Origin of the sequence: Candidatus Hinthialibacter antarcticus, assembly GCA_030765645.1 — a bacterium.
GTDB lineage: Bacteria > Hinthialibacterota > Hinthialibacteria > Hinthialibacterales > Hinthialibacteraceae > Hinthialibacter > Hinthialibacter antarcticus.
Map to the genome: position 1 here is coordinate 13,321 of JAVCCE010000017.1, position 22,185 is coordinate 35,505.

Consider the following 22,185-nt stretch of genomic DNA (forward strand, 5'->3'; position numbering starts at 1 on the left):
CAAATCTACCCATCGTTGCCATCCATGGCGCATTTATTATTAAACATGTAAAGGGAAAAGATCAAGGTGAATTGAATAGTATCTCTAAAGTCTTAAATTGCTCATCATATTTGGTTCGATTGCTTTCTTTTAATGTCCGTAGGTTTTGTAGTTTCCATTGTACGGCGGGGAATCGCTCGAAGTCGTATATCTCCCAGGCAGGTTCAAGATTCAATACGCTGAGCAGGAACGCTTTATCTTGATCTGACAGTGATTGATGAATGGTATTGATCAATGAGTCTCTTGTCTCACCGAATTCTTCATAAGAAAACAGTTCTTCAGACATCCCTTCAAACTGGGTGCTCATCGTTTTTCGTTGGTCAATCAAATTTGGATTCAGGATTTCATGGAACGGCCTGTTGCTGCTCAGCAGAGTAAGAAGAAATCCTGTTTTCACTTCATCAGAAAAGCCTTCATTATTGAGCAAATACCGGACATCGAATAAATCTCTGGGGTGTTGCCGATCTAGTGCAGCGCAGATTTTACTACCAAATAATTGTCCAAACGGCACAACCGGGATTACGCAATATGCGTTAAATTGTTCTTGCGCCTCTGGACAGAGAATTCGCTGCTCAGAGTTTGCCAACACACCTCGGTTAACAAGATTGATTTCAATTTTTATTGTTGAATGTTTTCTTGAAATCAGAAGTTTGCCTACATCTGGCTTTTGCTGTACATGTGCGTCAGATATTACTTTTGACACGTTTTGCGTAATTCTCTCAAGCCCAATGGTAATTTGATTAAGAGATGATTCTCTGTCCTCGAAGGGTACAAAGGTCAGGTCAATATCAACTGATAGCCTTGGCATATCACGAATGAACAAGTTAATCGCCGTGCCGCCATGCAGAGCGAAGCAATCTTCTTTCGCGACTTCCGGCAAAACAGCCAGCAGCAGTTCAACTTGTTCTTTATAAAGTTGCTTCATCGTTTCTGATCATTTCTGGCGGCAAAGTTATTTTGTATTTTGGTTCATAGACTCCATTTTCAACGATGCTTCGAACGCCGACTCCCATATCTATTTTTTCAGCATCTAATCTACTGAACCAGGCATGACCGGATTTTTCCGCCATAAACATGAAGAGCCTTTTGACTTTGATCGACTTGCATGTTTCGAGTAATGCCTGAACCTGGTCGGGCCTGAGGTTGTTAAGGCTTTCCATGATTTCATAGCATTCAGTGAGTTCTTGTTTTTTGGGGGCGAGATGGAGACATTCCAAGAGGGCGCGGATCGGGTTTGATATCTTTATTTGAAAGTTATTAAAATTCAAATCAACCAGTCCTATTTCTGGCGGCAGAAAGTCAGACCTGTGATAACTTAGGTTCACTCCCCAGTTATGGTTTTTAAACCATTGAGGAAGTTTCTCGCCATTCTTACCAAACAATACAATGTTCTTTTGATCGAGTTCCAGGTATTGTCCTTTGCCGTGAATTGCCAGTGCTGTTCTACCGCCGGGATGGATTCGTGAGCCGATTTGTTTTTGTAGCGCATAGATGCCGCCTTCAAAACCAACTTGGTTTCCGGCGCGAATCAAGGCGCCATGCCCGATTGACTCAAACCAACCGTTTTTTTTGTAGACTTTTTGCAAATCGAGGCTATACCCTTGCCTGGTTAGCCAAGAGGATAGCAATACGGTTCCCGCAGGTTGGGAATCGAGAAGTTTCTTTAATTTTCTTCCGGTATTGGTATTCACAATACCATTTTAGGCCTTATTTCAAAGTAGAGCAATAGCATACTTTACTTTTATTCTCAAAAAGGTATTTCAAATACCGATTAAGGAATAATTGTAAAGTAAAAATGAGAGTTGGAGGCATTTAAGAGATGATATAAACGCCCATCAGGTTCGTTGATGAGGTTAAATACGCAACCTTCCCTCGCGCGCGAAGGAGGTGCGTACTAATAGCGCACTTGCGTACTGTTTTAACACCAAAAGTTATAGTTTCCGTGCACTTAATCAAAGGAAACATTATTGAAATTGATTCTATCGTAAGTCTTTATTTATGAGAGAATTAGTAATTCGCTGAATTTGGAAACCATGTTCAATGATAAGACTCAATTCAATGGTTTCCTATGATTCGTTAATACCCAAAAAGGGGCTAACTAATTTGCGCACTTTGCGTACCAATATTTATGATGTCTAACCAATTAAAGCATCTGGCTGGCGAGTAATTTACCGAATTCTACGCCCTCGTCATACAGCATCTGCGCGGCGGTTGCGGCTTCGCCCAGGTCTTTCATCCCGTTTAGGTCGGTTTCGATGTCAGGGTGGTTGAACCCGGTCGATACGCCATCCCGGTATTCCTGCGGCTGAGATAATAAATAATTTAACTCATCTGGCGGAAGAAAGACCGATTGACGGGGCGGGTTACCCAGCGCCTGCCGTGCAACGTCGTTACGCAGGTACAGGAGCGTATTATATTCTCGACGCTCCCGTTGTCGGGCGGCGCGGAAAACGGGGCGTAGGACGCCCTTCTCCATCCATTTTGACACCGTTCCTTTCTCGACGCCAAGGAAAGAACACACATCGCGGAATTCGACCAGGTCATTTTCCGTGAAACCCGACGCCTGCTGCATGATCGCATTATCTGTAGCCTCGTCTATCGTCGGCACCGGGCGCTCTCGGCCTGATATCTCACGACGGCATAGCCTGTGGATCGCGCCGAACGAAAGAGCCTCGCGTTCGCGGATTTCGTCGATGTATCGGCGGAACACCCCATCGCTCACTTTCGCCAGCGTTTGACAGCGAGAAGCCAGAGTTTTCTCAATTCCTAAGTCCTTTAATTTAGGGATGTCTGGTGGGGTTGCACGGTGCAACTCCACCTCTTTTTGGTGTTGATTTCTCTCATCCCCTCGTGCGCCGTGTTGCTTTTCCATCTGTTGCAGATATTTACCCATTTCTCGCGATGCGTTGATATGGATTAGGCTTGCGTCATCGACCACCTAGCGGGTCAGATTGTGGGATTGCAGCAAATTGGTCAGTATCCGGGCGTAGTCCCTGATTTCTCTCAGGTCATCCAGGGATGCGGCAGCGTCGAGCGCCTGTTGCAAGCGTTCGATTATCGCTTCCGCGTATTTCTTCAACATAGCGTTCAAATACCACGTCCCCCACTTTTGCCAGCGTTTGCACGCGAGAGGCTAGATTGTAGTTAATCCCTAAGTCCTTTAATGTAGGGATGTCTTCAGGCGCTCCCATCGTGGTAGTGCCGGACATTTGAACGCCGGGGTTTTTATCCATCTCCAATAGCATTTCGCCGATTGCCCGTGAGGCGTCCAGGTAGATAAGCGTGACTTCGTCGATGACTTCTTTGGTTTGCTGATGTTTTTTTAGAATTTTTCGGAGCGCGTCCGCGTGCGGTACGCGTTGCGGCGGTTATCTCGCGCTTGCAGAGCCGATGCACGGCAGCGAAGGTCAACGATTCGCCCGGCTTTTCGAGCAACTCATGGATATATCGGTCATAGACAGGGCGATTGACTCGCGCCAGCGTTTGAACGCGAGACGCCAACATCTTGTCTATCCCTAAGCCTTTTAATGTAGGGATGCTATCGGGCGGTAACATCGTGTTACCGCCCGATACCTGATCTTGAATATTACCCTTGACGCCGGGGTTCTTTTCCATGTTGAGAAGAAACTCGCCGATTGACCGCGAGAGGCGTAAGTTTTCTCTATTCCTAAACCCTTTAATGTTGGGGGCTCAACCGGTAACACTCTGTTACCGGTTGAATTCTTTCCGCCGTTATTCTTTTCCGTTGCCAGTAACTTCTCACCGAATGCGCGTGAGTTGTCCAGGTGAATAATCGTGACTTCGTCGATCACCTCTTTGGTTTGTTGATGGGCGCAGAGGTGATAAAATGTGAGATAACTATTCTTATGTGATTCCCTAAGTCCTTTAATGTAGGGATGTCCTCCCGTGGTTGCATCGTGCAACCGCCGGACATTTGAACGCCTGGGTTTTTGTCCATCTGTTGCAAATATCTACCCATTTCGCGTGAAGCGTTGATATGAATGAGGCCTACGTCATCGACCGCCTGGCGGGTCAGGTTGTGGGCTTGAAGTAAATTGGTGAGTATCCGGGCTTAATCCCGAACCTCTTTCAGGTCTTTCAAAGACGCTGCCGCGTCAAGCGCTTGCTGCAAACGCCCGATCATGGCGTTGGCGGATTTCATCGACGTAGCGATTGAATACCACGTCCCCCACTTTTGCCAGCGTTTGCACGCGAGAGGCTAGATTGTAGTCAATCCCTAAGTCTTTTAATGTAGGGATGTCTGGTGGGGTAACACGTTGTGACTCCACCTCTTTTTGGTGTTGATTTCTCTCATCCCCTCGTGCGCCGTGTTGCTTTTCCATCTGTTGCAGATATTTACCCATTTCTCGCGATGCGTTGATATGGATGAGGCTTGCGTCATCGACCACCTGGCGGGTCAGGTTGTGCGCTTGAAGTAAATTGGTGAGTATCCGGGCTTAATCCCGAACCTCTTTCAGGTCTTTCAAAGACGCTGCCGCGTCAAGCGCTTGCTGCAAACGCCCGATCATGGCGTTGGCGGATTTCTTCGATGTAACGGTTGAATACCACGTCCCCCACTTTCGCCAGCGTTTGTACGCGGGACGCGAGCATCTTGTCAATTCCTAAGTCCTTTAATGTAGGAATATTCCCCGGCGGTTGCACGATGCAACCGCCGGACATTTGAACACCGGGACTCTTGTCTATCTGTTGCAGATATTTACCCATTTCGCGGGAAGCGTTGATATGCACGAGGCTTGCGTCATCGACCACCTGGCGGGTCAGATTGTGCGCTTGCAGCAAATTGGTCAGTATCCGGGCGTAGTCCCTGACCTCTTTCAGGTCTTTCAAAGACGCTGCCGCGTCAAGCGCCAGTTGCAAGCGCCCGATCATCGCGTTCGCATCCGGTATGGTGATTTGCTTTTTTTCGGGTATTGCTGGTGGTTCTGTTGCCCTGCGCCGCTCTTCACAATTGCCGTTGAATCCTTGCGCGTTCTGTTTCGCTTGTTTCCCACTCGCTCAAGACACTTTCAAGTGCCCGGCGATCTCCAGTCTTGGCGGCTTGGTTGATTGCATCTTGGGGCGCGATAGGTTCCATGCTTGGCGAGAAATTATCAGCAATGCGTCTCATAGTCATTGCAACTATCAGACGCGCTTCGCCTTTTTTCAGAATGTCAGGGACGGCTAAAGCGGCTAATTGGCTAATCGGTTCTTCATTACTGGACTGGTTTAGCCGTTTAGCCGTTTTAGCCAGGGTGTCAGGTTGAAATTTGAATTTCTCAGGAAGGTTCAGCATTGCATAACCTCCCATGCGTTTTGTCTTACGGCTCCATCTATCTTTAATCCTTCCCTTACTTTCGATATATATCTGTGGTCTTCGAGAACCTTGATTGCTGCAAGTGCGGTTTGCTTGTCTCGAATTGGACGCGGGCCGCTTTGGTAGACTTCGCTCAGATAGAAGGCTTTTCGACTATGCTGTTTTAACCACTCCAATAGGCGCTTTGCAAGCGTGATCTTTTCATCAATGACGTTTGCGCCATTCAAACGCGACGCTTCATTCAGGAAGTAACTCGCCAGTTGAATCCCCGTGAGCATGGCGTCTCGATTGATTTCCGCCACGCCCTGATAGACTGCGATTGCTCCGGCAAGTCTCAAGGCATGTTCAGGCGCTTTGTTTGCGAAGGCTCGCAGTTCACTTAGTTCACCATCGGGCGCAAGTTCGACTTCGATCATGTTGTAATATTCAATCCAGGGTTTCTTTGCAGATACATCAAGTTTTAACGCTTGGCGTTGGCTCGGTTCAATTGTTTCGCCTTTGATTAGAAGTGAACGGATTGTTTCGCAATAGCGCCGATATGAGGCGTCGTTCAACGGATTAAATTCACGATAGGTTCGAGTGCCGCAAGTGGATTCAGGAAAAGTAATCAGGCAGCGGCTAAGTAAGCCTTGGCTTTTAACTTCGTCATCGGCAAAGAGCGCCAATGCGATACGCGGCTGTAACATTAGACTCATTGATAGGCGCTTGTGTTGTAGAGTTATGATTCCGTCGCCTGCTCGGGCGCGGTTTATATCCCGTCCATTCCAAAGAGCGCTTAATCCGGCGGAAGTCTTGATCCGATTGTCTGGATTCATGGCGTGACCGTGAATAAAGCGCCCGCCTTCGTCAGAGAAAATTCCAGCGGACTCACAACCATTCGCAAAGTGAATGATTAGGCCTTCATATGTTGGCTCTTCAAGCAAAATATGAGGCGGTTTCGGTTTATCCGGCGGTGCTTCAAGGTCATTAAGTGCTTGCCTTTTTTCCGCCAATGAGGTCTTCTTTGCGCCGATTGCTTCACTCTTGGCTTTCTCGAATAGTTCGAGTTCAACTACATATTTTGAAATGTCATCTTGATACGCTGTCAGTTTTTCACGCTCAAACTCTCGAACAGGATTTAAAGTTAGTTCATCAACTGCGCTCTTGCGTTCGCCCGTATCGCCGACGGCTACGAAAAAGTTACTCGTTGGGGTGGTGCGCCCGTCATTTTGGATATCTGCTATTGCTTGAGCGGCAAGCGTGACGCTTGCAATGACGCTTGTTGCACAGAGCGCAAGAGGCGCTTGTGTCGCTTGGTAAATGGCGTTGATAGCCGATGCGAGTTCTTCAGGCATTTGGTCAATCGGGAAAGGTTGTGAAGGTTCCGTTTCGCGTTGGAGCGGTAACGGTTGGAATTCAATCACTTCGACCGTCTCCATCGGCTCCCACTCTGGCGCTTCATCGACAAGCCTATGCAATTCGTCAATTGCTCCGCCCGAGTCGAGCCAATCTGAAACGTCACCTTTCGGCGGCAAACCAGGCAATCGTACAATTTTCACGCTTGCCGCTTTACCATAGAGTGACATGGCTACTTGTTGCGCGTGATCTATTCCAGGCTTGTCATTGTCCGGCAAGATTACAACTTGTCGGCTTTCGAACACTTTAAGCGAATCGGCGTCAATTAAATGCCACTTGCCAGCGCCGCCAGGGTTACAAGTTGCATATAGATCGTGATCGACAAGGGCGTGAACGTCGCGTTCACCTTCGACGATATGAATGGTTTCGCCTTTGGGCGCTTCGAGCAATTCAGTTAGCCGATAGAGAACACGCTTGACGCCATTAAGATTCCAAAGCCAGCCGCCGGAACCGTTGTGTCTTCGTTGACGAAAGTCTTTTGGTTCATATCGAACAACCTGAAAGAGCAATTTGCCGCGTTCGTCTTTATAATCATACGTCGCGTTAATTGAACGCTTGCCATTTCCCGAAGAATTCGGCTTTGGCATTTCAATCCTTGTGTTTTGACCATTCAATTTGTGGCGCCAACCGCCCGCGCTGTCGATTCGTTTTTCAGATTCAACTTTTGTGCAAACAACGGCGTTTTCATCCGGCATGTAATAGCCGCCGCAACGAGACCCAGATTCACGCGACAAGCCTTGATGACCGCCGCATATTGGGCAAGGAGTTGCGTTAGAAAAACGCTTGATTCCATTACTGCTTTGATTTATACTAAACATGTGTTCATTGCTGGGCATGATGAACCTTACCTTTGCCCCTGTTGCAGCAGGGGCTTTGTTTTTTCTGCCATATCCATAATCCAGGGCTATAGGTAACATGCGTGAAAAGTTATCATTTGTGTTCATTTTTCCCATGTCGATTGTTTTTTATGGTCATCAATCCAATGGTGAAGATCGCAAATGTCGTAGCGAACGCAACGTCGTGAAATACTGACAAAGGGCGGTCCATCGCCTCTTTGGCGCCAACATTCGAGCGTTCTTGGCTCAACCCCTATCAGGTCAGCGGCTTGGGTAGTGCTTAATAGTGATTTATTAGGTTCCATTGATTCTCTCCGTTTGATGATGTGAATTACACGCTTTTAACGTGCTATGCATCATTAAACAGAGTGAGATAGAAAATTTTGAAAAATGGGTTTTTGGAAACTATGGAAATTACGAAGCAAGAAAAAGCAAAAGAACAAGATAGGGCATTTACGATAATTTTTGAGTGGATACTACTCAAAATTGAGTGCAGAATGACTAAGTATGATATGGTTTTGAATGGATTTTCAGTAATATGAGTGGTTTTTGAATCGGTTTGATTAATTCCTAACCAGTTGCATCGCACAACCAGTTGAATTCAAGCAATAGATGACTCTATGTACTTAACAAGTTCCCTTCGTTTAAAACATTTCACGATACTTGTGAGCGGTAATTCTGCAAATTCCTAAATCCTTATTTCTTAGTATGCTTTCAGGCGGTAACAACTTGTTACCGCCTGGATAAGTTTCCTTAAAACGAAGCCTATTTTAAGGTAAGAAAATACACACCGTGTTAGCTATTTGTTAGCTTGTATATTATAGAAAGAGGGAGATTGGCAGGTAAGTTATTATTATTCAATGAGCTGGCGAAGGGATTCGAACCCGCGACCTGCTGATTACAAATCAGCTGCTCTACCAACTGAGCTACGCCAGCGTCATGAATACGTTTTTATCAGCGGAATATCATACTCAGTGTTGGGGCTTCATGCAAGAATCACGCACTAAACTTAGTTGCATTCGCCGGGAACTATCTAAATCATATTTGATTGTTCGCTGAGTAAGGCACGGGTACAACTCTTCTCACTTCAGGGCGGGCTATTAGGCCCTTTTGCACAGGCGGCTTCGAGTCAAGTTTAATCGCCGTTTGACGACTCTAACACACAAACTGCTTCTTCGGCGAACAGGTTCGGCGCGGTATTCATTCGCTTTCCATTACGGATAAACACCGATTGCGAAATATGAAATCCTTCGCTGTCGCAAAAACGGAAAAAATCGCGGACCGTGAAAAAGTGCAAATTGGGCGTTTCCCACCAATCAAAGGGAAGCGCTCGCGTGATCGGCGAGCGTCCGTAAAGCATCAACTGAACACGCACCGACCAGTATCCAAAATTGGGGAAACTCACAACACATTGCTTACCAACCCGCAACATCTCTTTGATGACCAAACTTGGATGGCGGACTTCTTGCAGCGTATCGGTCAACAACACGTAATCAAACGACTTGTCGGGAAAATCAGCCAGGCCTTCGTCGATGTCGCCGTGAAAAACGGTCAGGCCTTTGCTGATGCACTTGTAGACTTTTCCTTGCGCCACTTCGACGCCGGTGCCCTGCGCCTTGTTTTTCCTCTTTAGCAGTTCAAGCAATTGGCCTTCGCCGCAGCCCAGGTCTAACACCTTGGCGCCTTGGTTAACCAAATCGCTGATGACTTCGTGTTCATACCGGACGATTTGCTCCAGATATTCTTTTTCTTCTTCCGTCATGATTTATTCGCGGTCCTCCCAGGCATAGCGCAGAAAATCGCGGATCAAGCCTGTTTCCTGATCGCATTCCAAAAGGAAGGCGTCGTGACCATAGTCGGATGTGATTTCGCAATAGCTCACTTGCTTTGCGTTGCGTTTTAATGCGCTGACCACCTCGCGCGACTGATAGGGAGGATAGAGCCAATCGCTGCTGAACGACAAGATCAAAAAGCGCGCTTGAACGTCGCGCAATGCGGCGGTCAGCGACTCGTGGCCTTGCGAGAGGTCAAAATAATCGAGCGCTTTGGTGATATATAAGTAACTGTTGGCGTCAAAACGCTGCGTGAACGTCAACCCTTGATGACGCAGATAACTTTCGACCTGAAAATCCATCAGCATTTCAAAACTTGGCTCCAAGCGGTCTTGCAGTTTGCGGCCAAATTTTTCGTGCATGGACTTATCGCTGAGATAACTGATGTGCCCCACCATACGCGCCACCGCAAGCCCGTTGCGCGGCGGTTCGCCGTCGTAATAATCGCCGTTGTTCCAATGAGGGTCGGAAATAATCGCCTGGCGCCCGACTTCGTTGAGCGCGATGTTTTGCGCCGAATGCACCCACGTGGTCGCAATCGGGATCACCGTCTGCACCATGTCGGGATAGGTCACCGACCATTGCAGCGCCTGCATGCCGCCCATCGAGCCGCCGGTGACGCAGAACAATTTTTTGATGCCTAAACTTTCGACCAACCGTTTTTGCGCCCGCGCCATGTCGCGAATGGTGATAATGGGGAACTTCAATCCGTAGGGTTTTCCGGTTTCAGGATTTTCAGAGCCGGGGCCAGTTGAACCCAAACATCCACCGATGCAATTCGACGAGATAATAAAATAGCGGTCGGTGTCGAAAGCCTTACCCGGGCCGATAAAAGTATCCCACCAACCGGGTTTGCGGTCGTCTTCTTTGTAGCGCCCGGCGGCGTGATGGTCCATCGACAGTGGATGCAAGACAAGTATCGCATTGTCTTTGGCGGCGTTGAGTTCACCGTAGGTTTCATACGCCAGCGTGATCGGCCCCAGGCTGCGGCCGCAATCAAGCGGCATTGCGTCAGGCCGTTCAAATAGGGTGATGAACTTTTCTTCGACAACCCCAACGGAGCGGGTTTCTTCGGGAATTTTAGTGCTGCTCATGGGTTATTGAGCCTACTCAAAATGATAATGGGGATCGAGGGAAGGCGGTATGCCGTCCCGGCCGATCCCCAAGGAATAATCGTAGCCGAACATACAAAAAAATGAAACAGACGCCAACCTTACAGTCAGCGCCGGATCATTAAATTTTTGCGAGCGCCTGGTCCAGATCGGCGATCAAATCGTCAGCATTTTCGATGCCGACCGACAAACGCACATAGTCAGGCGTTACGCCCGTCAAGGCTTGTTCATCTTCGGTCAACTGTTGGTGGGTGGTGCTGGCCGGGTGAATAATCAACGACTTGGCGTCGCCAATGTTGGCCAGGTGCGAGAAGATTTCGATGTTGTCGATCAATTTCTTGCCCGCTTCGATGCCGCCCTTCACGCCAAAGCCCAACAACGCGCCAAACAAGCCGCGGTAGTGATATTTCTTCGCGGTTGCATAAGACGGATGGTCGGATAGACCGGGGTAATTGACCCAGTTGACTTTGCTGTGTCCTTTGAGGAACTCGGCGATCTTCATGGCGTTTTCGCTATGACGCTCCATGCGCAGGTGCAAAGTTTCGAGGCCTTGCAAGAACATGAACGCATTGAACGGCGACATGGCAGCGCCAGTGTCGCGCAGCAATTGCACACGCGCTTTGATGCCGAACGCGACGTTGCCCATGCCGGGGAAGTCGGCGAAGGTTTCCCAAATGTTGAGGCCGTGATAACTGGGGTCTGGCTCAGAGAACATAGGGAACTTGCCGTTGCCCCAATTGAACTTGCCGCCGTCAATGATGATGCCGCCGATGGAGGTGCCGTGACCGCCGATGAACTTTGTGGTCGAGTGCATAACGATATCGCAGCCGTGGTCCATCGGTTTCACCAGGAACGGCGTCGCGGCGGTATTGTCAACAATAAGCGGGACGCCGTTTTCATGGGCGACGTCAGCCACCGCTTTAATATCCAGCGTATCCAGTTTGGGGTTGCCCAAGGTTTCGGCGAAGATCGCCTTGGTTTTGGGCGTGATCGCTTTTTTGAAGTTTTCGATGTCGCCCGGTTCGCAGAAGTTCACCTTGATGCCCATTTTCGGCAGGGTGTAATGGAACAGGTTGTAGGTCCCGCCGTAGAGGCTGGTCGAGGCGAGAATCTCGTCGCCAGCGTGGGCCAGATTGAGGCAGATCAACGTACAGGCCGCCTGGCCGGACGCGACTGCAAGAGCGCATGAACCACCTTCTAACCCCGCAAGGCGCTTTTCGAGCACATCGGTGGTGGGGTTCATGATGCGGGTATAGATATTGCCGAATTCTTTCAAGCCAAACAAATTGGCTGCGTGTTCCGTGCTGTTGAATACATAGGATGTTGTTTGATAGATCGGCACCGCGCGCGCATTGGTTGCGGGATCGGGTACTTGGCCGCCATGCAGGGCGACGGTTTCAAACCGTTGAGGCTGATCGTTCATCCTTTCCTCTCCTTAAAAAGCAAAGTCCGTTGTCTTTCCGCCGACCATCGTCAAGGCGGAAGGCTAGACATTATCGCCGAATTTGTGTGGATCGAAAGCCTTGGCTCAGGCCATCGCCAGAACGCAGTTCATACTCGCAACGTAATGTCTACAAATAGTATAGACGATCCACCGAAGACTCAACACTGCTTGAGACATTTTTGGTATATTCTTGATCTTATTTTAGATTGCGACCTCCGCTCTGGGAGAACCTGCCTACCGCAGGCAGAGGCGGAGGATTATGAGGGTTAAATCTGGCGGGCTGCTTCGCGAGCCCACCAGGCTTCTCTCAACCCAGTAGGATAGGCCGCCGTGATCCCCCCAGGTGATTATGAAACCAATCCCGTCGCGGTGAATGCCCCCCTTAAAAAAAAGGGGGGGAGGGCGTCGAAGACGCCGGGGGGATTCGGGCGCGAAGCGTTTTCTTTTCACGCGGCTCACCAGGAGGTTCGCCCTCCCCAGATCATTCGAAATATTGGTGGGCTATTATCTACCGCTAATGATGATTGAAATATTGCATGGTGGGCTGCTTCGCGAGCCCACCCTACCAGGCAGGGCGGCAAGCCAAGACGACGCGTTAGCGCTAGGGGGGATTAGACAGGAGCGCGAGTATCTATAACTCGCATCGGTGAATGCCGTTGTGGACAACGGCGCTCCCAGGAAATTGGCTTTTCGATGGCAGGGTAGCAAGCCAAGGCCGCTTAGCGGGCAACCCTTGAATGCAATTGAGCGAAACGGAATCGAGCGGGCTGTGGGAGGGCGAGGCTCCCGCCGAGCCGCGAGAATACGAAACACTTTCTGCGCAAGAGGCCTAATATGCGCCTTTGCCAAATAAGACCACGGGGACGGTTTTCAGCAGGATAATCAAGTCAAACAGCAGCGATTGGTTTTGAATATAATAAAAGTCGTATTCTAAATTGGAGTGCAGCGGCAAATCTTTGCGCCCGCTGATTTGCCATAACCCGGTAATGCCCGGCAAGACCGACAGGCGCTGGCGTTGCCAGGGTTCATACGAACTCACAATGAACGGCATCTCAGGCCGCGGCCCGACCATACTCATCTCGCCTTTAAACACGTTCCACAATTGCGGCAGTTCATCCAAACTGGTGCGGCGAAGAATGCGCCCAATCATCGGCAACACGCGCGGGTCGTCCTTACGGATAGGCGCTTCCTGATATTCATTCACGTTGCGGAACATGGTGCGAAATTTATACATAATGAAGGGATTGCCGTCTTTGCCGATGCGCTCGTGACGGAAAATAGACGGCCCGCTCGAACACAGGCGAATCATCAAACAAATGATCGGAAAAAACGGCGCCGCCATCAATAGTAACGCGCCCGCACAGAAAAAATCCAAACTACGCTTGCAGGTTTGTTCAAAGGGAGAGAGTTGGCGTTTACGCAACGCCTTAAAGGGTATGTCATCCACGCTGTCAAACAAGGCGCGGTCGGTAATCATACCAAACATATCGGTGAGAATGTTAAATTGGCGCACGCTGGTTTGTTCGCCGCACGAAACCACCAAGTTGAGTAGGTCGCGTTTTTCCATGCGCGAGTCAGCGAAAAAGACCTCGTCAATCACCAGCGTATTCGACCATTCCGGCAACTCCGCCGAAACGCCCAACACCGGACAATCTTTAATCGTCTCGCCGATGTCGTGCTCATCGGTCAGCAGCCCCAAGACTTCGTATTTGCCTTGCGGTTGGGTGCGCAGGCTTTGAATCACGCGGCCCGCCGGCTCGCCGTCGCCCACCACCAGCGCGCGGATGCGGCCGATGCCTTCCTCAAACATTTTCTTTTCGAGAAAACTCCAAGTCATGCGCGAGGCGACGATCAAAAAAAACGCCAGCGCCGCCGACAAAATCAACACCGCGCGGCCCGGGTCGAGTTCCTTCAACAAAAAGGCGACCGCCATCGAGGTAATCATAAACAAGAAGACCATCTTGACGATGTTGGTCAATTCATCGAGCGCGGCGCTGAGATACTGGCGCCGATAGAGATCGAGCGAGGCGCAGATCAACACCCACACCGAGACAATCACGGGCAAGGCGTATAAATAATTCGCAAACGGGTTCAGGGGTTTTTGTAAAAAGTCGGGCAGGAAATCAAGCGTTGGAAACACATACGCGCGAATACCGTACGCCGCCACCCAGGCAATCGACGCCATCATTGCGTCAGTGAATACCAGGATGCCGACCCGAAACGTAAATAAGATGTTGCCTAACAAATAGCGTTTCCACAGGCGTCCCGGCTCCAGACTCAAACGCCAGAGCCACTCCATCCCGGCTTTTCGCATCCACACGGGAGCGCGCTTAATGTCTTTCGCGGAATAATCGAGCAGCCCGCCGACACCCCACGCCACAGGGACGCCCAAGTCTTTCAAATTTTTCTGGATCCACAATTCTTGTTTGGGGGCGCCCATGCCGACGATTAAGATATCGGCGTTAGACTCGCGCACCTGAGCGATGACGTCCGCTTCTTCCTCTGCAGAAAAAAAGCCGTGATGATGACCGACGATTTGTAATTTGGGGTGTTTGCGCTGAAAATCATCCGCCGCCCGTCCAGCCACGCCCGGCTCGCCGCCCAGCAGATAAATGCGATGGCCTTTGTTTTCAGCGCGGCGGCAAAATTCGGGCAGCAGGTCGTTCGCATTCAGGCGTTCCGGCAGTGGATGCCCGAACAATCGCGACGCCCACACCACGCCCATCCCGTCAGCGTAGACCAAGTCCGAATCCGCGATGCTATCACGGTAAGCGCGGTCTGACCAACATTTATTGAGACAGTCGGCGTTTAGATACGCGATCTGATGCGGCGTTTTTGCCGTCACGTAATCATCAATCCGCCTTAAAAATTCCTCTGCGGTTAGCGGGTCGATATCAATGCCAAGCAGGCGGCTGCGCACGTTCTTGTTCTTTCAACTAGTTTGTTTGGTCCCTCATTTTGGAACCGTAGTATATAATGCTTCGATGAGGGGTGAAGCGGCAAGCGGAGATGATCCTGTGAAAATCCTTGACTCAACGCCCCTGTCAGGTAAGATGTTATAGCTGTGTAGAGGCTAGAAGTCATAATAGGACGGCGCCCAACAACGCCGTAAAACGGCCCGGGAACCTTCCAGCCGTCCAACCGTCCTCTCTAGCAAGGAGAAAAAACAATGCCTTGGAACATGGGCCCTTGGGAATTGGCCATTATACTCGTGATCGTCTTGTTGCTTTTCGGCGCTAAGCGCCTGCCTGAAATGGGCAAATCACTCGGCACGGGAATTCGCGAATTCAAAAAGTCGATCAGCGCCATTAACGAAGACGACAGCGAAAAGAAAGAGTCTGAAAAAGACGCCGCAAAGATCGAAGAGAACAAAGAAGCCTAATCTTCGTCTTTGAATGACAACAAACACAAAAAACCCCTGAGGCGCTTTTAAGCAACGACCTTGGGGGTTTTTCGTCTCTTCGTATATGCAAAACGCTATTAGCGCTTCACGCAGGAGTGCTGATAGGCGATGATGATCGCGCTTAAGGTTTGAGGTTGCTGGCATGGGCATGAAAATTCAGACGCAGCAGATCGGCGACGTGGCGGTTTTATCCATGTCGGGCGATATGGACTCGCGCAGCAACCAACTGCTCGATAAAACCCTCAAGGCGCTGATTCAAAGCAGTATCTATAAAGTGATTCTCGATGTTTCGATGCTGCGTTTTATCGGCAACCAGACCATAAGCGTGTTAATTTCGAATATGAAAGAAATGCGCGCGGCGGGCGGAAATATCAAATTTCTCAACCCGCAACGCATGGTCATTGAATATCTCAAGCAAAACCGCATTTTTGAAATTTTCGAGATCTATTCATCCCGCGCCGAAGCGGTAAAATCATACGCCGACGTGGTCACTCAAACGCCACCAAAGACGGCGATCAACTCCATAGACAACCCGCCAAACGACAAAACGGAAGCGAGTAGTACGCAGAGTCAGCAAAGGCAGCCCGCGCCCGCCCGGTCGTCCGCCGCTGACCGCTCGGCTTATATCGTGAACAACGCCAAAACCGCAAAACCCGCCGCGCCGGAGCAGCCCGCCGACTCCCCAAAGCCTAAACCGATTTCCGCCGGTGAAGCGCAAGTCATAAAGAACCGCTTTGAGACCGACGAAATCATCTATGCCAACAGTTGCATGTTGGTCACATTAATCAAAATATTAGAAACCAAGGGCATTTTAAACGCCGAAGAAGCGGGCGGATTGCTCGACCACGACATGCTGACGCCTGACGAACTCCAACGTTCCTTTTCAGCAAAATAACTTTTATTTTCTTTAGGCCTTGTTCACTGAAATTCGCCACAATACTATTGTTGCGCCTGCTCCGCTTGGTTCGGGTCAATCTCCTCACGAAGCAAAGGAACATTAGCCATGAGTCCACTAGCCAATCTCATTCCCAAACGTATGTTTTTCACCAAAGGCGTCGGCTTTCATAAAGAAGAGCTACGCTCGTATGAATTGGCCTTGCGCGACGCCGGAGTTGAGATTTGCAACCTGGTGGCCGTATCGAGCATCTTCCCTCCCGGCTGTAAAATCATCACAAAAAAAGAGGGCGTCGCTGCGTTGAAGCCCGGCGCGATCACCTTCGCCGTTCAAGCGCGCGCCAGCACCAAAGAACCGCGCCGCCAGCCAGTTGCGTCCATTGGTTTGGCGTTGCCCAAACAAAAAGACCATTACGGCTATCTGAGTGAATTTCACGGCTTCGGACTGAGCAACCAGGAAGCGGGCGACTACGCCGAAGACCTCGCCGCCGCCATGCTAGCGACAACGCTGGGCGTCGAGTTTGATGAAGATAAATCGTGGGACGAAAAAGAAGAAGTGTTTAAAATCAGCGGGAAAATCGTCCACACCCGCAATGTGACTCAGACCGCGACCAACAAAAAGGGCGGATACACCACAGTCGTCGCGCTGGCGATTCTGTTGCTTGACTGACGCAACGAAAAAAGCCGTTTAATCAAAACGCGCAGGCCTTTCGGTCTGCGCGTTTTTTGTTTCGCTTCAACAATATCCGCCGATCAATACAGCGCCCAATCGTGAACATTGGTTTCATCAAACGTCAGTTTGAAGATATCCAGCCCACGGTCGCGATGTGCGGCGTAAAGATAGTCGTCTTTGATGTCCATATCCCATACCTCTATGATGGGAAAGAAGCCCACTTCGATTAAGCCACCTTCGCTTGGCTGATATACGGTAACTCCACGCCCAAATTCATTGACGAACAAATAACCCTTAGACCAGATTTGTTCTCCGGGACTATACGTTGTTGGATTGTTCGTCGTCAAAGCCGCATCGTCAGCGTTGATGAGGTAGAAACCCGATTGTATCGCAAGCGCCAGCCAGTTTTCCTCTACCGATAGCGTCCTGTTCGCCCATGCAGATGGATCCTCCGTCTCAAACGATGCCTGTGCAATTAACTGAGGGTTCGCTAAATCTCCTATCGTATAGACATGAAAATACAGGATAAAATATGGCGGCAGGAAAAAGTCGTCCGGCTGAATCTGTTCAAAACTGCTGACATATATCTTGTCGTCAAATAGCGCGTATGAATCGCCATTGAGAGGCATGTCGATCACGCTGGCGGTTGCGTCAGATATTTGACCTGCATTGATTTCATACAAAAACAATTTAGGAAAATTATTTTTAAATGAATGCGAGATGGAACCATCAATGAACTTCGCTGGCTGAATAAAAACCTTCTCATTCCAGATTGGTTGCAAAATTCCATCGTGATCAATGTTTTCGGGCAGCACTGGCGCCAATTGCTGTTCACCTAGCGACCCGTCTGGATTCACGGTGTTATAAACGCCATTTTTTAACCGCTCAATGCCAGGAGAGTACACCGCTAAAAACGGCGGATGGTTTTCCATCACATAGATTTCACCATCATCAGAAACAAATTGCGGAGAAGTACGGTCGCTTACATTCAGCGTTTTCATTCTATCATTTGCGCGGATATAGAGAAAATCGCCAGCGGCCTCGACTTCATCAATGGTTTCGGCTTCTTCAATGGGGAACTCAATCAATGTTAGCGACGCGCCGTCAGTAATATCATATACGATCAATTTGCCCGGGCCATATTGGATGAATAGTTCCGGCCCGAGAGCAATGCTTCTATAGGCGCCCGGTATCTGGGCGATGTCTGAAAAAGTACCATCCTGAAGCGTCAGGATATGATATTTTCCATCGCTGGACAAATTCATGGCAACGCTTTCGGCGGTCATGGTTGATGAGAACCCGCTTCGAGGAACAGACCCAGAGAAAAGACGAACCGGCTCGCCGTCATCGCTCCATTGCCAAATGACAGCCTGGCCCGAATAGAAAAACAGCGCCAATGGACTGCGCGTTGAAACGCCGTGGACGATTTGCGCATTTTCGATTGGATAGAACGCCGTTTCATTTATCACCAGTTCGCCGCCTTCATCTAACTTTGCGCGAACCACCCCGTTATATTCATCTTCTTCATTTCCTGCGCCATCGACGATTAAAATTTCTCCAGCGGCATAGCCCAGGTTAGATGCGCTGAAACCGCTCAGCGAAACGGTGTTGGTAAACTGCTTGACCGACAGGTATTCTTCACCAAACGACATCGAGACGAGAGTACTGTCAAATCCGGTACTGATCGCGTGAAAGGCGTGATCGTCAAAGGCAAATTCGCTGAGATTAACGTCACTCTCTATCTTCTCCTGCAAAATCGTCGCGTGTTCGCCGTCAACATGACGGACCCATACGAGGTCTTGGGACTCAGCATCAGCAAGTACCAACACCGTGACGGTTGCGTTGGCCTTGCTCCAGATAACACGTTTCTGGTTGAGTGGATCGTCTTCGAAGGGCGTTATCCGAAAGGCTTCCGAGACGGCGCCGTTGGCGTAGGCGTAATAGCGAACCTGCGGGGTATTGCCATCGCGCCCGATAACTGCGTAATACGGCTCAGCGTATACAACATCTTGAATAAAGAACGTCCCGCCCTCACCGAAATACGATGAGACGTAATCAACTTGAATCGGCTGGCTATACGCGGTCATTGTTATGCAGATTAAAGCAAGAAATACATACGCACTTCGGCTGTAACTTATATATTGTTTTTTCATGATGGTTCCCCCGTTGCATGAGAACATGCAACAAACTTCTACTCATTCTTTGTAACAATGAGTTGTTTTTTGAGTTAACTCTCACTTCAATCCGGTTAGGATATTAATATCGTAGAGATGTATTTTTTGTCAACATATAATTCTGGCGCTTCGATTTTTCTGTTCTTGTGGAGGCGACATTGCGAGACGACGCACGGGGCGAATCGTTGTTCCATTGTTGGATTCGTTCTGGGTTCTATAATACAAAGTTCACGCATTTTCGCGGTCAGCTTTCAAACCAAGCAGACCGCCCTATCTGACCCGATGCTTAGGAGAGTTTCATGGCCCGCTCAAAAGTCGCCGTCTTGCGCACCACCCCGCAAACGGTGCTATCGGATTATCACGAACTGTTAAATCTGGCCGATTATCAAGGCACCGTCGCCAAAGACGCCGACACCGGCCTGAAAATTAATATCAGCTGGCACCACTTCTACCCCGGCTGCTCGACTACCCCCTGGCAACTCGAAGGCGTAGTCCGCGCCATGAAGGCCGACGGCTACAGCCCCGACCTGATTCACGGCTGCCATAACCGCACCGTGGTCATCGACGCCCACCTCGGCGAGCGCGAAAACAAACAGATCAACGTCATCGAAGACCACGGCCTGCGCAATGTTCACCTCTATGAGGGTGAAGAATGGATCGATGTTCGCGAAGCAGTCGGCGACGTTGCCGATAAATTCATCTGCCTGAATGATGTATACCCGAAAGGCTTTTCGGTTCCCAAGCGATTTATCGGCGAGAACATCATCCACCTGCCGACCGTGAAGACCCACGTTTTTACGACAACAACGGGCGCGATGAAAAACGCCTTCGGCGGCCTGCTCAACGAACACCGCCACTGGACCCACCCGGTCATTCACGAGACGCTGGTTGACCTGTTGATGATTCAGAAAAAAATCCATCGCGGCGTATTCGCGGTAATGGACGGCACTCTCGCCGGCGACGGCCCCGGCCCGCGCTGTATGATTCCCCATGTGAAAAACGTCATTCTGGCATCCAGCGACCAGGTCGCGATTGACGCAGTCGCCGCCAAAATGATGGGCTTCGACCCGCTCAGCGACATGAAATTTATCCGCCTCGCCCATGAGATGGGGCTGGGCTGCGGCGACGTGAATGAGATCGAGATCGTCGGCGACCTCGAAGCCGCCGGGCAGAACTGGAACTTTGAAGGCCCCTTTAAAAACATGACCTTCGCCTCAAAAATGCAGCACCAGATTTATTGGGGCGGACTCAAAAACGCCGTCGAGTGGTCGCTCAAAACCTGGATGGCGCCCTGGGCGTACATCGCCAGCGTGGTCTATCACGATATGTATTGGTATCCGCGCTTTGGCACCAGCCGCGTCCAGGAAGCGCTACGCAGCGATTGGGGACGCCTCTTTCACAATTGGGAGAACCTCAAGGCGGACGAAAAGGGCTACCCCGAAGTGGGCGAAGCGCCGTCGAAGTTTGTGTTAGGCACGGCAGGCGTTTTGGCGAAGGGGGTCCGCATTTTGGGCGAGTGCATCAAAGAAGCGCCAGAAGTTTCGTCGCGCAAACGCCGCGCCGAGCGCGAGGCCTCAGCCAAAAACGCGTAATGCGCATCATGCGCCAGGCAGGGTTGCCTGGATGCGCTCAAAAATGCCGTCGGCGTGGCAGCGGCTGTTTTCAATAAACCAGCGGTTGGTTTGCATCCCCCCGCACACCACACCAGCGAGAAATACGCCCGGGCGATTGGTCTCATACGTTACCGGATCGTGAACCGGCGTCTGCATGGGATCATCGCCGATGGCAATGCCGATCCGCCGCATGAAATCATAATTGGGTTCATAGCCCGTCATGGCTAACACAAAATCGTTTTCGATTTCCGTCAGCGTCCCGTCCTGATGTTTGAGTACCACCGAATCCGGTTTAATTTCTTGGACGACCGTATTGAAGTAGCCTTTGATCTCGCCCAATTCGATGCGGTTTTCAATATCGGGTTTGATCCAGTATTTCACGCCGGGTTTGATGCCGTCGCCGCGCACCGCCAATGTGACCTCTGCGCTGTGCCGCCAACATTCCAACGCCGTCTGGGTCGCGGAGTTTCCATTGCCGACCACCAACACCTTTTGAAAGACGTACGGGTGCGGCTCCTTATAAAAGTGAACGACCTTCGCCAATTCTTCGCCGGGAACATTGAGCATTTGGGGTTTTTCAAAAAAGCCCGCCGCAACAATGACCTTGGCGGCTTGATAGGCGCCTTTGGGCGTCGTGAGTTCAAACTGCCCGTCTTCGCCCTTGATGTTCGCGACTTCTTCATACAAATGAATGCGTAATTTCTGGGTTTCGGCGACGCGGCGATAATATTCAAGCGCCTCCCAGCGGACGGGCTTTTCGTCGCGGCAGGTAAAAGGCAGGCCTCCAATTTCGAGCAAATCCGGGGTGGAAAAAAAACGCATCGAAGTCGGGTAGTGATAAATGGAATTCGCCAAACATCCCTTATCAAAAATACAATGAGAGAGTCCGCGCGCCTTCGCCTCTAATGCGCACGCCAACCCAATCGGACCGGCGCCAACAATCGCAATATCATATCGGGGCGCTGACATCGAATAACCTCACAAACAGATCGTCCCCGTGAGAAATAAACGAGGCGCACGTAAACAGATTTGAATGGATGGGATCAGTATACTACTTCAATGATTCTACGACATAGGTTCAGTGAGAGAGAAATGAGGCGGTTATTCGCTTGACGTACAAACAGGGTTATCACATGGGCACTGCATCTGTTTTCCCATGCCGCAATGAGTATCTTCTGGATTGAACGAATCCGGCTCTTTGTTAATCGTCACTTGCTCTAATACTTCAATGGCGCGGTCTAAAATAGAATCGTTCATAATTTTGTATCAATCGTTTTGTCAGAATGGAAGCACTCATTGCTTGTTCCCTAAACTTCCTTGTTAGTAATGGTGACGTGCCCCTCTAGAATGGTTCCATGTGAAGTGAGAGAAATAATGAAACGGAAGGGATTTCTCTCATGTCAAAAAGCAAAGGCAAGCGGTACACGGAAGAACAGATCCTAGCGATCTTGAATGA

General features: G+C 49.9%; 21 protein-coding genes and 1 tRNA gene. 4 read left to right on the top strand and 18 right to left on the bottom strand.

Annotated elements, in window-relative coordinates; all coding sequences use genetic code 11:
• Nucleotides 1-61: 61 nt before the first annotated feature.
• From P9L94_05770 to P9L94_05840, 15 genes are all read right to left on the bottom strand, one after another.
• Complete coding sequence (locus P9L94_05770) at nucleotides 62-964, bottom strand: nucleotidyl transferase AbiEii/AbiGii toxin family protein (GenBank protein ID MDP8243570.1); 903 nt, start codon at nucleotides 962-964, stop codon at nucleotides 62-64.
• A complete protein-coding gene (locus tag P9L94_05775) occupies nucleotides 948-1,730 on the bottom strand; it encodes a type IV toxin-antitoxin system AbiEi family antitoxin (protein ID MDP8243571.1) in 783 nt (260 codons plus the stop codon). The genes P9L94_05770 and P9L94_05775 overlap by 17 nt, the downstream gene beginning before the upstream one ends.
• Before the next feature lie 452 nt (nucleotides 1,731-2,182).
• Nucleotides 2,183-2,851, bottom strand: a complete 669-nt coding sequence (locus P9L94_05780) for a hypothetical protein (protein ID MDP8243572.1) — start codon at nucleotides 2,849-2,851, stop codon at nucleotides 2,183-2,185.
• Nucleotides 2,852-2,977: 126 nt separating this feature from the next.
• The gene (locus tag P9L94_05785) at nucleotides 2,978-3,130 is read right to left on the bottom strand and encodes a hypothetical protein (GenBank protein MDP8243573.1); all 153 of its coding nucleotides are present in this window, start codon (nucleotides 3,128-3,130) and stop codon (nucleotides 2,978-2,980) included.
• Between the two features lie 134 nt (nucleotides 3,131-3,264).
• Nucleotides 3,265-3,594: a hypothetical protein gene (locus P9L94_05790; GenBank protein ID MDP8243574.1), complete on the bottom strand. Its 330-nt coding sequence runs from the start codon at nucleotides 3,592-3,594 to the stop codon at nucleotides 3,265-3,267.
• 560 nt (nucleotides 3,595-4,154) lie between these two features.
• Nucleotides 4,155-4,448, bottom strand: coding sequence for a hypothetical protein (locus P9L94_05795; protein ID MDP8243575.1), 294 nt, complete (start codon nucleotides 4,446-4,448; stop codon nucleotides 4,155-4,157).
• A 91-nt stretch (nucleotides 4,449-4,539) separates the two neighbouring features.
• The gene (locus P9L94_05800) at nucleotides 4,540-4,929 is read right to left on the bottom strand and encodes a hypothetical protein (protein ID MDP8243576.1); all 390 of its coding nucleotides are present in this window, start codon (nucleotides 4,927-4,929) and stop codon (nucleotides 4,540-4,542) included.
• A 73-nt stretch (nucleotides 4,930-5,002) separates the two neighbouring features.
• Nucleotides 5,003-5,332, bottom strand: a complete 330-nt coding sequence (locus P9L94_05805) for a hypothetical protein (protein MDP8243577.1) — start codon at nucleotides 5,330-5,332, stop codon at nucleotides 5,003-5,005.
• Nucleotides 5,326-7,701 (bottom strand): DUF3987 domain-containing protein, encoded by a 2,376-nt coding sequence (locus P9L94_05810; protein ID MDP8243578.1) that lies wholly within the window; start codon nucleotides 7,699-7,701, stop codon nucleotides 5,326-5,328. Before P9L94_05810 ends, P9L94_05805 begins: the two co-directional genes overlap by 7 nt.
• Complete coding sequence (locus tag P9L94_05815; GenBank protein ID MDP8243579.1) at nucleotides 7,689-7,889, bottom strand: helix-turn-helix domain-containing protein; 201 nt, start codon at nucleotides 7,887-7,889, stop codon at nucleotides 7,689-7,691. Before P9L94_05815 ends, P9L94_05810 begins: the two co-directional genes overlap by 13 nt.
• 558 nt (nucleotides 7,890-8,447) lie before the next feature.
• A tRNA-Thr gene (locus P9L94_05820) sits at nucleotides 8,448-8,520 on the bottom strand.
• 199 nt (nucleotides 8,521-8,719) lie between these two features.
• A complete protein-coding gene (gene metW, locus P9L94_05825; protein ID MDP8243580.1) occupies nucleotides 8,720-9,346 on the bottom strand; it encodes a methionine biosynthesis protein MetW in 627 nt (208 codons plus the stop codon).
• 3 nt (nucleotides 9,347-9,349) lie between these two features.
• Nucleotides 9,350-10,510: a homoserine O-acetyltransferase gene (locus tag P9L94_05830; GenBank protein ID MDP8243581.1), complete on the bottom strand. Its 1,161-nt coding sequence runs from the start codon at nucleotides 10,508-10,510 to the stop codon at nucleotides 9,350-9,352.
• Nucleotides 10,511-10,649: 139 nt separating this feature from the next.
• On the bottom strand, nucleotides 10,650-11,951 hold the full coding sequence (locus tag P9L94_05835) for an O-acetylhomoserine aminocarboxypropyltransferase/cysteine synthase (GenBank protein ID MDP8243582.1): 1,302 nt from the start codon (nucleotides 11,949-11,951) through the stop codon (nucleotides 10,650-10,652).
• Nucleotides 11,952-12,801: 850 nt separating this feature from the next.
• Nucleotides 12,802-14,892 carry an exopolysaccharide biosynthesis polyprenyl glycosylphosphotransferase gene (locus tag P9L94_05840; protein ID MDP8243583.1) on the bottom strand — a complete coding sequence of 697 codons (2,091 nt, stop codon included), beginning with the start codon at nucleotides 14,890-14,892 and terminating at the stop codon, nucleotides 12,802-12,804.
• Nucleotides 14,893-15,141: 249 nt separating this feature from the next.
• On the opposite strand from P9L94_05840, the gene tatA reads away from it, so the two are divergent.
• The 3 genes from tatA (at nucleotide 15,142) to P9L94_05855 (ending at nucleotide 16,939) form a co-directional block, all read left to right on the top strand.
• Nucleotides 15,142-15,354 carry a twin-arginine translocase TatA/TatE family subunit gene (gene tatA, locus P9L94_05845; protein ID MDP8243584.1) on the top strand — a complete coding sequence of 71 codons (213 nt, stop codon included), beginning with the start codon at nucleotides 15,142-15,144 and terminating at the stop codon, nucleotides 15,352-15,354.
• Nucleotides 15,355-15,517: 163 nt separating this feature from the next.
• Nucleotides 15,518-16,270 (top strand): STAS domain-containing protein, encoded by a 753-nt coding sequence (locus tag P9L94_05850; GenBank protein ID MDP8243585.1) that lies wholly within the window; start codon nucleotides 15,518-15,520, stop codon nucleotides 16,268-16,270.
• 108 nt (nucleotides 16,271-16,378) lie between these two features.
• Nucleotides 16,379-16,939, top strand: a complete 561-nt coding sequence (locus tag P9L94_05855) for an arginine decarboxylase, pyruvoyl-dependent (GenBank protein ID MDP8243586.1) — start codon at nucleotides 16,379-16,381, stop codon at nucleotides 16,937-16,939.
• A gap of 83 nt (nucleotides 16,940-17,022) precedes the next feature.
• Here P9L94_05855 and P9L94_05860 read toward each other — a convergent pair whose 3' ends face one another.
• The gene (locus P9L94_05860) at nucleotides 17,023-19,095 is read right to left on the bottom strand and encodes a hypothetical protein (GenBank protein ID MDP8243587.1); all 2,073 of its coding nucleotides are present in this window, start codon (nucleotides 19,093-19,095) and stop codon (nucleotides 17,023-17,025) included.
• Nucleotides 19,096-19,415: 320 nt separating this feature from the next.
• Between P9L94_05860 and P9L94_05865 the strand changes: the two genes are divergently transcribed.
• Entirely contained in the window at nucleotides 19,416-20,708 is a 1,293-nt protein-coding gene (locus P9L94_05865) for a DUF362 domain-containing protein (GenBank protein MDP8243588.1), read from the top strand.
• Between the two features lie 6 nt (nucleotides 20,709-20,714).
• Here P9L94_05865 and P9L94_05870 read toward each other — a convergent pair whose 3' ends face one another.
• On the bottom strand, nucleotides 20,715-21,698 hold the full coding sequence (locus P9L94_05870) for a YpdA family putative bacillithiol disulfide reductase (protein MDP8243589.1): 984 nt from the start codon (nucleotides 21,696-21,698) through the stop codon (nucleotides 20,715-20,717).
• A gap of 132 nt (nucleotides 21,699-21,830) precedes the next feature.
• A complete protein-coding gene (locus P9L94_05875; protein ID MDP8243590.1) occupies nucleotides 21,831-21,986 on the bottom strand; it encodes a hypothetical protein in 156 nt (51 codons plus the stop codon).
• Between the last annotated feature and the right edge of the window lie 199 nt (nucleotides 21,987-22,185).